Origin of the sequence: Leptospira limi, from assembly GCF_026151395.1 — a bacterium.
GTDB lineage: Bacteria > Spirochaetota > Leptospiria > Leptospirales > Leptospiraceae > Leptospira_A > Leptospira_A limi.
On record NZ_JAMQPV010000001.1, the window covers coordinates 2444224 to 2456232 of the forward strand.

At 40.1% G+C, this 12009-nt stretch carries 12 protein-coding genes; 7 read left to right on the top strand and 5 right to left on the bottom strand.

The window, feature by feature from the left end:
• Position 1 precedes the first annotated feature (1 nt).
• The 4 genes from ND812_RS11310 to ND812_RS11325 form a co-directional block, all read right to left on the bottom strand.
• The gene (locus ND812_RS11310) at positions 2 to 640 is read right to left on the bottom strand and encodes an LIC11874 family lipoprotein (RefSeq protein ID WP_265375533.1); all 639 of its coding nucleotides are present in this window, start codon (positions 638 to 640) and stop codon (positions 2 to 4) included.
• Between the two features lie 39 nt (positions 641 to 679).
• Positions 680 to 2107, bottom strand: coding sequence for an ammonium transporter (locus tag ND812_RS11315; protein WP_265375534.1), 1428 nt, complete (start codon positions 2105 to 2107; stop codon positions 680 to 682).
• A gap of 10 nt (positions 2108 to 2117) precedes the next feature.
• A complete protein-coding gene (locus ND812_RS11320) occupies positions 2118 to 3938 on the bottom strand; it encodes a SpoIIE family protein phosphatase (RefSeq protein ID WP_265375535.1) in 1821 nt (606 codons plus the stop codon).
• 174 nt (positions 3939 to 4112) lie between these two features.
• Complete coding sequence (locus ND812_RS11325; protein ID WP_265375536.1) at positions 4113 to 5117, bottom strand: hypothetical protein; 1005 nt, start codon at positions 5115 to 5117, stop codon at positions 4113 to 4115.
• A 47-nt stretch (positions 5118 to 5164) separates the two neighbouring features.
• Here ND812_RS11325 and ND812_RS11330 point away from each other — a divergent pair, with 47 nt between their 5' ends.
• Positions 5165 to 5593 (top strand): hypothetical protein, encoded by a 429-nt coding sequence (locus ND812_RS11330; protein ID WP_265375537.1) that lies wholly within the window; start codon positions 5165 to 5167, stop codon positions 5591 to 5593.
• A gap of 80 nt (positions 5594 to 5673) precedes the next feature.
• Positions 5674 to 7122: an AsmA family protein gene (locus tag ND812_RS11335; RefSeq protein ID WP_265375538.1), complete on the top strand. Its 1449-nt coding sequence runs from the start codon at positions 5674 to 5676 to the stop codon at positions 7120 to 7122.
• 104 nt (positions 7123 to 7226) lie between these two features.
• On the opposite strand, the gene typA is transcribed toward ND812_RS11335, so the two are convergent.
• Positions 7227 to 9035: a translational GTPase TypA gene (gene typA / locus ND812_RS11340; protein WP_265375539.1), complete on the bottom strand. Its 1809-nt coding sequence runs from the start codon at positions 9033 to 9035 to the stop codon at positions 7227 to 7229.
• A 118-nt stretch (positions 9036 to 9153) separates the two neighbouring features.
• Between typA and rplU the strand changes: the two genes are divergently transcribed.
• The 5 genes from rplU to proB all read left to right on the top strand — a co-directional run bounded on the left by rplU (position 9154) and on the right by proB (position 12008).
• A complete protein-coding gene (rplU, locus tag ND812_RS11345) occupies positions 9154 to 9462 on the top strand; it encodes a 50S ribosomal protein L21 (RefSeq protein ID WP_012388757.1) in 309 nt (102 codons plus the stop codon).
• Complete coding sequence (locus tag ND812_RS11350) at positions 9463 to 9792, top strand: ribosomal-processing cysteine protease Prp (protein ID WP_265375540.1); 330 nt, start codon at positions 9463 to 9465, stop codon at positions 9790 to 9792.
• Between the two features lie 3 nt (positions 9793 to 9795).
• The gene (gene rpmA / locus ND812_RS11355; RefSeq protein ID WP_108959159.1) at positions 9796 to 10053 is read left to right on the top strand and encodes a 50S ribosomal protein L27; all 258 of its coding nucleotides are present in this window, start codon (positions 9796 to 9798) and stop codon (positions 10051 to 10053) included.
• Positions 10054 to 10129: 76 nt separating this feature from the next.
• Positions 10130 to 11155 carry a GTPase ObgE gene (obgE, locus tag ND812_RS11360; protein WP_265375541.1) on the top strand — a complete coding sequence of 342 codons (1026 nt, stop codon included), beginning with the start codon at positions 10130 to 10132 and terminating at the stop codon, positions 11153 to 11155.
• A complete protein-coding gene (gene proB, locus ND812_RS11365; protein WP_265375542.1) occupies positions 11142 to 12008 on the top strand; it encodes a glutamate 5-kinase in 867 nt (288 codons plus the stop codon). Before obgE ends, proB begins: the two co-directional genes overlap by 14 nt.
• Position 12009: the final 1 nt, after the last annotated feature.

Sequence of the window (12009 nt, forward strand, 5' to 3'; positions counted from 1 at the left end):
TTCAAAAAAAACGGATTTTGTATTCCCAAGTTTTTGTATCTGGATTTTCTAACGTTTCCTGTAAAGGGATTTGGTAGACCAAATTTCCAAGTCCTATAAATCCGCGATTCGAACTACATTCAGAATCCTTGGGAAACAAAACTTTGAATTGGATTTTTCCTTCCCTTAACAACCGTGATGTTTCCGATATGATTTTTTTCTCTCCAGCACTGGTATCAAGAATTGCATTATCCGTGAGATTGGGGAAGTCACGTTTGACAGTCACGGATCTAGGTTTTTGTTTGATGGAAAATGTACCAATGAGAACTCCCTCAAGATGAACGGGATCTTCAAAATCCAATTTATAGGATACCTTTCCTTTTCGTTTGAAATACATATCAGTTGTTTCTGATTTTTCTAATTCTCGAAACGTAAAATCTCTTACTTGTAAATTGTTATTTGATTTCTTTTTAACAGATGTTAGGATTTCTTCTTTCGAAGTGGGTAAAAATTTAACCAGGGATTCATTGGAATCTTTTTTGAGAGGAACGGTATAGGATATTTCAACCGTTCCGGAACTCATTTTACGAAAGAGAATTGTCTCCTCGTATTCAAAACAACCATAACAGAAAAGGAGTAAAAATAGAAAAAAACGAAACACACCCTAGACTTCCCCATAGAGAAAATCTAGGGTCAAGGACTATTTCGAAACGGGGTAAGCTTCGTTTCCGTGTTCCAAAATATCCAATCCTAATAATTCTTCTTCTTCCGAAACCCGAAGGCCAACCGTCCTTTTAATCAAATAAAATACCAAAAGACTCACAGGAAAAGCCCAGAAAAATGCAGTCACAACACCGATTGCCTGTGCCGCAAATTGGGCAAAACCGGCTCCATAAAATAGGCCTGTATCGAGACTAAAAAGTCCATAGGCCAAAGTCCCCCAGGCACCACATACACCATGAACAGAAACTGCACCTACTGGGTCATCAATCCTTTGTTTGTCTAAAAAGAGAACGGAAATGATGACAAGGACTCCTGCCACAAGTCCAATGAGAACGGCACCGAAGATGCTGACATTATCACAAGGTGCAGTGATGGCAACAAGTCCTGCAAGACCACCATTTAACGTGAGACCGATTTCAGGTTTTTTGAATAAATACCATGTGAGAACCATAGCACTGATAGCACCGGCACAAGCTGCCATATGTGTCACAACCGCAATTTTTGCAAAACTTCCCCCTTCGATCGATGTCGTCGAACCAGGGTTAAAGCCAAACCATCCAAACCATAAAATAAAAACACCAAGTGCCGCCATCGACATATTGTGCCCAAGAATCGGGTATACACGGCCATCAGATTGGAACTTACCCATACGAGGTCCAACTACGATTGCACCTGCAAGCCCTGCCCAAGCTCCGATGCTATGTACCACTGTTGATCCAGCAAAATCATGAAACCCAACTCCGTCTCCACCACCAAGGCCTAATGTTTCGAGAAAACCTGTTGAAATCCCAAGTAAACTCCCCCAAGCTAAAGAACCAAACACGGGATAAATGAACGCGGTAATTACCTCAGAAAAAATCAGATAGGCTGAAAATTTTGTGCGTTCCGCCATGGCTCCGGAAACAATCGTCGCGGCTGTGGCAGCAAATACAATCTGGAAGATAAAAAATGTATACTTGGATGGATCCATACTCCCATCCTCTGCATTGATGAGAGATTCGGCAAATGATGGAAGACCAATACCAAATCCGCTCACAATTTGAGGACCAAACATAATCGAAAATCCGATGAGCCAATACGCGATTGCTCCCACTGTTAAGTCGGAAAAGTTTTTCATGAGAATGTTCACTGCATTTTTGGCACGTGTGAAACCTGCTTCCACATAGGCAAAACCAGCTTGCATAAAAAATACAAGGAAGGCAGCAATACAAGTCCAAACCCAATTTGCTTCTTGTTTTGTGGTTTCCAATGCCAGTTTTGTCTCTGCCAGTGAGGTTTTGATCTCTGCCATTTCCTTGGCAAGTGATTCCAAACTATCTTTGTCAGGGGTAACGACTGTTTCCGCAAATACATTACTTACCAACAGTAATCCTATCAAACTAAAATAAACTCCGAGATGTCTCATATAACGTTCCTTAACTTACCTTTTGGGTATGTGATTCTAATCTCAAAAGCGAAGTTTTTAATTCCAGATTTTGAGGTGTGTTTTTTACGCCTTGTTGTAATACCTTAATCGCTTTTGGTTTCGCATTTTCTTTTAAATAACACTGTGCAAGTAAAATACTCGCTTTCGCAAAACTATGGTCACTGGAGAGTGCCATCTTTAACGCTCGTTTTGCTTCCGAGATCATACCTGCTTTGTAATAAGCTCTGCCCATCATAAAATGTGATGCAGCTGTGTTATCACCGGAAGTTCTTAAATACTCTTCTAAGTAACGAATTGCTTCTGTATACTTTCCATCTCTGTAATACATTTTTCCAAGAAATACCAATATCTCTTTTAAGGAAGAATCGATACTAAATGCTTTGAGAGCTTGGGCATAGGCTTCTTCCATTTTCATTTTTGAATTGGATTGTTTTGCCAGTTGGATGTAATGAGATGCTTCAGGAATGGAATCACCACAATATAGAAAGAGAAAACTTAAGTCGTCTCCATTTGGTACTTCTCCTTGGTAAGTTCGGAAACGTTTGATAAAAGAGGATGCTAATTTTTTTAGATCCACTTTCCCTCTTCCTTCAATGACAAGTTTTTCTCTCTCGTCATGTAACCAAGTTTGGATTCTCTCTACACCTACTTCATCTTTTAAATGGTTTCTTTGTTCACTGAATCCATCTGAGATCAAAAGTAAAAAGTCACCAGGTTCGAGTTTCCCTTGTTTTTCCTCATAATCGATTTTGCGGACTGGCAAAATTCCAAGAGGAACACCTTTAGTGTCATATTGAATGAAGGTATCATCGGAAGCTTTGTAATGTAACATCCGTTGGTGGCCTGCATTCACATAACCAAAAGTATAATCGCTAAAAATTCGTACCATAAAGGCAGTGAAGTAGGTAGATTCCGGGAGTTGTTCCCATAATTTTTCGCCTAACTCTTCCATGATTTCTGTGAGACCAAGTCCTGCCATGACGGAACGACGGAACTGATGGTGGATCGCCATTGTGACAAGTGCTGCTGGAATTCCATGTCCCGATACATCAATGTTAATTGCAGTTAACGAATGACCTTGTCTGACAATGTCGACTAAATCTCCACTGACTTCTGCCATAGGTTCGTAATGGCTTGCAAAATAGATTCCATTCCAAGCACTTAAGTCCTGGGGGAGAATTTGGCTTTGGACATTTCGTCCCATCTTCAAATCCCATTCTAATTGGTTTAAGATGGCGGCTTCCCTTGCCCTAGCAGTGACAAGTCCTTCAATCAGGCGTACTCCATATAAAGCAAGTGCCAGTTGGGAAGTTAAGGCTTCGAGGATTTCCAAATCATCAATGATATAAAAATTCTCTCTTTCACTTTCTACTGCAAGTGTTCCAAGGATTTCTTCCTTTTGCATGATAGGAACACACATCACCGATTTGGTTTTTTCCCCTTCATCAAAGTAATGAGCGGAACGGGACAAATCGTTCACAAGAATTGGTTCTTTGGTTTCAAACACTGTCCCAGAATAACCCTCACCCAGTTTTAAATTCCTGCGAGGTGGTTCAGTTTCTTTGACAAATTTTACTGGGACTAAGAACTCACCATCCCATAACCTGAGTGTGGTGTTGTCCGACTCAAATATTTCCTGGCATATCAGGATGACCTTGGAAAAGAGTTGGTCTTCTCTATCTAAATTGGCAAATTCTTTGGAGATATAAAGAAGGATTGCAATTTTATCTTTATCTGTTAATCCTCCCACAACTTTGTTCTGTCCGCGGAAGTTGACGAGCATTCGTTTGGAAACTTTGAAATCAACCATATTGGATACCTTTCCCAATGAGATGCAAGTATCGTACCGACGATGCATCTCGCCTAAAGAAGTAAAAATATCCTATATTTCTCTACAAACTGGACGATATCTGCACAAAACGTTAAAACTGTGTTTATGGAAAACAACCAAAACGCCTTTTATTTAAGCAAATGGCGTTCTTGATTAGAATTGTGTCTGGACTTGGATGGCCATCCTTGTTTCGGCTCCATCCCTTTCTTTTACACTCATGCCAGACCTTTGGAGAGAAACTGCGTAAAACAATCCTTCTCCAAACCAAGTTGGGAAAAATGAACCCGCAACTCCAATTGATCCTGTCGTAAAACCTCGTAAACTTTGTTCCATACGAATCTCTCGCCCAACACCTGTTAAAACCTGAAATGACTCCATTTTTCCAATCGCCAAACTGATATTACCCGAATACATGGTCTTGACTGGATAAGGTATAAATTGTGATTTCTGATTTAGATCAACGGATGTACTTTCATAAAATTTACGGGAACCTTCCAATTGTAATTCCAACCAATCGTTCCATTTATACCCAAATCCTAAGATTAACCTTTCCGGTAATTTTTCCTTCAATCGTTCTGAACCTAAATATTGATCAAATCGATATGTGCCTGGTGATTCTAATAAAATCCCAAATCTGAAATTTTCATATTGAATGGCAGTAGACACAGATACATTCCATGAATACGAACTATAACCTCCAAGTCTCCCAGAAACTCCAGGACCAACTTGGATGGCAAAGGAAACGTAAGGATTGAACTTCCAATTGACAAATGCTTGGAATGCATAATTAGAAAACCTTTCATCTGCTGGAAACGAACGTAAGTAAACAGGTTTTCCACGAATGCCAAATCCTATTGATTCAGAAAAAGAAAGATAACCTGCCCCAGATAAATACAATGGAGAAGTATTGGGATTCGCATAACTGGCATTTGCAGAAACATCTAATATATGTTTTGATTGGTAGGATAAAAATGCAGTATTTCCATACAAACTAGCCATAGGGTTTGAACTCACTACACCTTGAGAAGAAAGTCCGAGTAAATAAGCGGAAGGATAGGCAACATCATACCCAGAGATTTGGGCGTGTAAGGGAAAAAAGGAAAAAAGGCCAAAACCTAAAACTGGAACTAAGCATTGCCATTTTGATTTGAAAATCATTTACTGCCATTCCTCCATAGATTTACTGGAAAGAAAAGGGAATTCTTATGACAAAACCAATGTACAAACAATTTCGCTCTCCCCAAGGGTGGTATTCTTTTTTATTTCCGGTCACCTGGGAACATATGGTCGTAGAAGAAATTCCCGCATTTTTCCATCCCGATGGTGGTGGTGCCTTACAAGTATATGCCTTCGAATCCAAACTAGAACATTTTGACGTTGATAAAGAACTCGAAAATTATCTCAAAATTCATGAAATAGATTATGACCCGGAGAAAGTTGCGGTTTTTGAAAATAATGAAGGATCAAACATTCGGGCTTGCGAATTCCAAAGAGAAGACCGTGTTTGGATGGTGTATCTAGTGGCAAATAAAGAAAGAATGATCCTCTTAACTTACAATTCTGATGAAGAAGTGGGAGATGAATTATTCCAACAATTAACCAATATCATAAGTTCTGTAAGGTTTTTGAATTAATTTCTTTCCTTTTTTACTTTACAGTTTCCTAAATCGATATAGTCTCTAGTCCACCGTTTTAGATGGAATCAGGAGTAATTATGAAAAAAATAGGTTATGGAATTGTTGGGTTTATTGCCTCAGTTCTTTTAATCATTATCATCGCATTTGTATTTGCAGGAAGTATCATCACTCCGAGCTTTCTCGTCAAACAAATTGAATCTTCCTTAAATGTCAGAGCACATGTTGAAACAGTAAATATCAATCTATTCAATGTACTTTCAGGCATTGAAATCGAAGGGATCATCCTAGCACCAAGGGATGAGATTGCGAATAAAGGAATCCCTCTAGAGGAAAGGAAATCAAAACCAAAAGGTACGATCCAACTTGGTAAAGTCGATGTTAAAATTTCTTTCTTAGCTCTCTTAACAAAAACCGTTAAGGTCAACAAACTCGTCTTAAAACAACCTAATATCGCTCTTACGATGTATGAAGACGGTGGTAATAATTTAACTTCACTATTCAAAACTCCCAAAATTGTGAATGGTGAAAAAAATCCCGCACTTTCCCCTGAGGCCTTAGCAGAGAAAAAAGCAGAGGCAGCAGAGGAAGCCAAAGAAAAAGCAAGTGAACCACCTTCTGGTCCATTTTCGATCAAGGACATTCCGATTGCCATTCAAATGAGTCTTGTTGGAATCCAAGAAGGGAATATCCAAGTGAATATGCGTAAAACTGGCCAACAAATCCTTGTCCAAAAATTGGATTTGGAATTAAAGGACATTGATATTGATGGCAGTGATTTAGCTTCGCATAACAGCCTAAAGGTAAATTTTGATACTGATGTAACAATCATTGGAAAAAACAAAAAAGAGGCTGCAAAGTTTTTATTGGAAACCGGTGGTAAGGTAACTCCGTTTGTGGAAAAAACTGGTTTAGTGAATCCAAAGGTAATTTACGAAGTCACCATGAAAGAAGATTCCTTCCTTTCTGGTTTCGCTGCCTTTGATGCCATAGCTGGAGAACTTCCTGCTCTCAACCAAGCTGGACTGAAACTAGACAAATTAAAGGAAAAAGCAGAACTTAAAAAAGATGTAAGTTTCCAAGTTGAGTATAGCAACGGTAAGGTGACTTTTCTTGATGAACCAACTTTCCCAACCAAAAATTATGACCTTCAAATCTCAAAAGGATCCTACATCATCACTACAACTAACTACCATGAAATGAGAATGGGAATGTTGTATGATGAAGCTGAATCTAAAAAATCCCTCGCTTCTGTTGATGAAAAAATCAAACAAGCCACCAAAGGCCAAGGGGATCCCAAAGAACTCCGGAATAAAATCGTAGGGAATTTGGTAAAAGATGAACGGTTGTTTATTCCTTTTAGAACCTATGGTGATATTCGAAATCCAAATGTAGAACTTGGTGTTGGAATCGGAACATTAACAGACCTCATAGGCGGGGCTGTCAAAGAAGTGATCAAAGGAAAAGCAGGCGACGCCTTAAAAAAGATTCCTGGTGCAGGGAATGCGTTAAAAGGATTGGGATTTTAGTTAGATACCAATTCCCGCAACGTTTCTCAGAACATAAAAAAGGGACTAATGACTTAGTCCCTTTTTTATTAGATTGGTTGATCCGTAAAACTTTGGATTTTTACTTATCTTCCACCACTGGACCTTTTTCTCATACTTGCATCCAAAACCTTTTTACGAAGACGCAAACTTTGTGGAGTCACTTCCAAAAGTTCATCATCATCTAAAAATTCAATGGATTGTTCCAAAGTGAGTTTTTTCGGTGGAACAAGGCGGATGGCTTCATCCGATCCAGAAGCACGCACGTTTGTGAGTTTTTTCTCACGCACTGGGTTCACTTCTAAATCTGTATCCCGACTATTCATTCCTAGGATCATACCAGGATACACTGCTACTTGTGGTTCAATGAAAAGATCCCCACGTTCTTGCACTTTCCATAAAGCATACGCAGTGGATTCCCCTGAGTCCATAGAGATGAGGGCTCCGTTTTTACGGCCAGGAATTTCACCCTTGTATTTGTCAAAACGTAAGAATCGGCTAGACATGACCCCTTCTCCACGAGTTTCCGAAATAAAGTGACCTCTGAAACCAATGAGTCCCCTTGTTGGAATTGTGTATTCCACACGAGTGATCCCAGAAGTATGAGCATCCATTCCTGTTAACTCACCCTTACGGCGGTTTAGTTCTTGGATCACAGCTCCCGTGTATTGGTCTGGAAGGTCCATTACGAGTGTTTCGTAAGGTTCAATCTTTTCACCAGCTTCATTGTGTTTGATGATGACTTCTGGTCTAGAAACTTGGAGTTCGTATCCTTCTCTTCTCATGTTTTCAATGAGGATGGATAAGTGGAGTTCCCCACGTCCTAGAATTTTGAAACGATCTTTGTCTTCAGTTTCTTCCAAACGAAGTGCTACGTTGGTTTCGAGTTCGCGGTCAAGGCGTTCACGTAAATTACGTGTTGTCACAAACTTTCCTTCTTTCCCAGCAAACGGTGAATTATTCACCATAAAGAACATCGATACAGTTGGTTCCTCTACTTGGATCGCAGGAAGAGGGAGTGGATTTCCTAAGTCACAAACAGTATCTCCGATGAACACATCAGGAATCCCTGCCATGGCAACGATGTCTCCGGAGCCCGCTTCGTCGATTTCGTAACGAGTGAGTCCTTCGTAACCATACAGTTTTGTGATTTTATAATTTGCTGTGGTTCCGTTTGTTTTGGCAAGAGTGACATCAGCGCCTTTTTTCATCATTCCTTGGTAAATTTTACCAATGGCGATACGACCTACATATTCATTATAGTCTAGTGCTGTGACTTGGAATTGAAGAGCTTTGTCGCTTTCGTTCTTTACTGCCGGAACATGAGCCAAAACCTTATCAAGAAGTGGTTCAATATTGGATCCTGGAACTTCTGAAAGTTGGTTTACTGCCCAACCTTGTTTGGCAGAAGCATAAATGATAGGAAAGTCTAACTGTTCTTCGGTGGCACCTAGGTCACTAAACAAATCAAATACTTTGTCTACAGAAAAACCTGGTCTTGCTCCTTCACGGTCCACTTTGTTCACAACCACAATTGGTTTGTGTCCGAGTTGGAGTGATTTCCCAAGCACAAACCGAGTTTGTGGCATTGGTCCGTCGAATGCATCCACGAGTAAAAGTGTACAGTCTGTCATGGACAGAACTCGTTCCACTTCTCCTCCGAAGTCAGCGTGACCTGGAGTATCAACGATATTAATGCGAGTTCCTTTGTACTTTACCGAAGTGTTCTTGGCAAGGATCGTAATCCCTTTTTCCTGTTCCAAAGTGTTGGAATCCATGATTCTTTCTCGGTCTTCTTTTGCGGTTACGGCGCCCGTATGGCGAAGGATACAATCTGTTAGTGTCGTCTTACCGTGATCGACGTGTGCGATGATGGCGATGTTGCGAATTTCCATTGTTTTTACCAGAAATTCCAATCCGCTTAGGCTGTAAATGGGGATTTCAGTTTGACAAGAGGTGCCTGTCAGAAATCCTGGTAAGAACTACATTCGAGAAAGAGATTAGGATAGTTATATGTTCGCCATCATTGAACTTGGAGCCAAACAATTTAAAGTGTCTCCTGACCAGGTATTCGTCGCAGAAAAAACAGGAAACACGGTTGGAAGCACAGTAGAAACGAAAGTCCTACTCCTTTCCGATAATAACAAAGTGAACATTGGGTCACCAGCATTGTCTGGAGCTAAAGTCACTTTAAAGGTATTAGAAGACTGTAAGGGTGAAAAAATCCACGGTTTTAAATACAAAAAAAGAAAGAACTACAAGAAGTCTTGGGGTCATAGACAACAACTCCAAAAACTCCAAGTAGTTTCAATCAGCGGTTAATTGATTTATAGTACAATTTTTAAAGATTTAGGAGGGAAAATCGCAGGAATCCAACTGGAAGGACATTCTCCAACGAACCTAGGTTCGAAAGGCGAAAATCTTTTGTGTGCCGGAGTCTCCACTCTCGTGCAGAGTGCTCACTCGTATTTGGCATCACAAGGCAGTTTGGAAAGAGAAGAAAAACGAGACGGGTATCTTCAGTTTTTTGTCAAACAAAACCAAATAGATGGCTACCAAAGCCTTCTTGCCATGGTTGAGTTTGGTTTGAGAAGTTTAGAACATTCCCACTCCCATGCGATTTCCATCAACAACGAACTAATTAAGAGGTAAACAATGGCTACAAAAAAAGGTGGTGGTTCCACAAAGAACGGTCGTGATTCGGTATCGAAAAGACTTGGAGTAAAAGTATATGGTGGCCAACAAGCAATTGCTGGAAACATTATCGTACGCCAAAGAGGAACTGAATACAAACCTGGTAAAAACGTAGGGATTGGTCGTGACCATACCCTTTATGCACTCGTTGACGGGATTGTGACTTTCGAACACGTAACAAAAGAAAGACAACAAATTTCCGTTTACCCGAAAGCTTAATCCTCTCAATTATAAGAGAGGACAAAACCCGTTTTAGGTCATCCTTAAACGGGTTTTTTTTTGACCAAAGGATATTATGAGCGGATTTATTGACGAAGTACCCATCCAAATTCGAGCCGGACACGGAGGGGCAGGTTCTGTCCACTTCCATAAAGAGAAGTTTGTCGAATTTGGAGGACCTGACGGAGGCGATGGAGGCAAAGGTGGAGATGTGATCTTTGTTGCCGAAGGTCGTATGATGACCTTGGAAAATTACTTACCCGACCGACTGTATGCCGCAGAAGACGGAGGTCCAGGGCTTGGCCAAAACCGGAATGGAAAAAATGGAGAGGACTTACTTCTGAAAGTTCCTGTGGGAACCCAAATCATTGATGCGGTCACGATGGAACTCATTTACGACTTTAGCCATGATGGGGAAACATTTACCATAGCTAAGGGAGGGCGCGGAGGCAAAGGGAATACTTTTTTTAAAACCTCGGTCCAACAAGCACCTCGTTATAGCCAACCTGGTGAAGATGGTGATTCTTTCTCCTTACGATTAGAATTAAAACTCCTCGCCGACATTGGCATTGTAGGACTACCAAACGCTGGTAAGTCAACACTACTTGCCAAAATCACACATGCACATCCCAAAATTGCCGGGTATGCGTTTACCACACTATCACCTAATCTCGGTGTGGTGCATAGACATGAAGATTTATTTCGTTATACAGTCGCTGACATTCCAGGAATCATTGAAGGTGCTTCCAAAGGTGTGGGCCTTGGGATTAGTTTTCTCAAACACATTGAACGTGTACAAGGGATCTTGTTTTTATTTGATGGTGGGAATTTACAATTAGAAGAAGAATTGGAAATGTTACGGAGTGAACTTGGGAATTATAACGAGTCTCTTCTACACAAAAAATACCTGATTGTCATCAACAAAATGGATATATGGGATAACGACCCTAGTTTTACCGAAGAAATCCAAAAAAACTATTCTTCTCTTGGTGAGATTGTTTGTATCTCTGCTGACAAAGAAAACAATTTGGAATACCTACTCGAAAGAATTGATAAAGTATTTTTTCCAGAAAAAGCAAAGTTAGTTTATGAAAACACGTAAGGAATTTTTAGATTCACTCGAAGCCGCAAAACTCATCGTCATTAAAATTGGTAGTGCGAGAGTTTCAGGCGAAGAAACCAAAATTAATGATTTTTTGTATGATTTAGTTGGTGATATAAGAACCTTACGCGACCAAGGAAAAGAAATCATTCTCGTATCCTCTGGTGCGATTGCCCAAGGGAAAAAACTACTCGTTGATAAAATTGGAACGGGTGTTTTACCAAATGGGAAAACTTCTCTCGCAGAAAAACAAGCATTTGCTGCTATGGGTCAAAACAAACTTCTCAATTTATATGAAAGTTTCTTTAGCCGAGTGAACATTCCGATTGCGCAAATTTTATTCGGTCGCAAAGACTTAAATGAAGATAGCAGTTTCACAAATCTCAAACAAACCTTTCGCCAACTTTTGGACTGGGGAATTTTACCGATCGTCAATGAAAACGATTCCGTATCTACCGAAGAACTTAATTTAGGTGATAACGATATTTTATCAGCCATAGTAGCCTCCATAGTGGGTGCAGACCTACTCCTAATCCTCACTGGAGTTGATGGATTTTTAGAGGGAAATCGTAAAATTGATTTATTTACAGAAATCTCTAGAAAAACAGAATCCCTCGCAACTGGACCTTCTGGTCCAGGTACAGGTGGGATGTTTACAAAAATCAATGCCGCAAAACTCTTGTTACCATTTGGAATCAAAACGGGAATTGTGAATGGTGAAAAAAAACATGCAATTGGCCAATTTTTCACGAACGAATCGTTTGGAACTCTGATAGCCAATGATGGATTCCCTCACCGAATCCCGACTGCTTCCGAAATCCAATCTCACTTTTTTTCTTTTCCTACGGAGTAAT

Bases quoted from the DNA above. Each gene is read 5' to 3' on its own strand.
- ND812_RS11335 (WP_265375538.1), top strand. From the start codon at position 5,674: ATGAAAAAAATAGGTTATGGAATTGTTGGGTTTATTGCCTCAGTTCTT.
- ND812_RS11315 (WP_265375534.1), bottom strand. From the start codon at position 2,107: ATGAGACATCTCGGAGTTTATTTTAGTTTGATAGGATTACTGTTGGTA.
- proB (WP_265375542.1), top strand. From the start codon at position 11,142: ATGAAAACACGTAAGGAATTTTTAGATTCACTCGAAGCCGCAAAACTC.
- ND812_RS11320 (WP_265375535.1), bottom strand. From the start codon at position 3,938: ATGGTTGATTTCAAAGTTTCCAAACGAATGCTCGTCAACTTCCGCGGA.
- typA (WP_265375539.1), bottom strand. From the start codon at position 9,035: ATGGAAATTCGCAACATCGCCATCATCGCACACGTCGATCACGGTAAG.
- rpmA (WP_108959159.1), top strand. From the start codon at position 9,796: ATGGCTACAAAAAAAGGTGGTGGTTCCACAAAGAACGGTCGTGATTCG.
- obgE (WP_265375541.1), top strand. From the start codon at position 10,130: ATGAGCGGATTTATTGACGAAGTACCCATCCAAATTCGAGCCGGACAC.
- rplU (WP_012388757.1), top strand. From the start codon at position 9,154: ATGTTCGCCATCATTGAACTTGGAGCCAAACAATTTAAAGTGTCTCCT.
- ND812_RS11325 (WP_265375536.1), bottom strand. From the start codon at position 5,117: ATGATTTTCAAATCAAAATGGCAATGCTTAGTTCCAGTTTTAGGTTTT.
- ND812_RS11330 (WP_265375537.1), top strand. From the start codon at position 5,165: ATGACAAAACCAATGTACAAACAATTTCGCTCTCCCCAAGGGTGGTAT.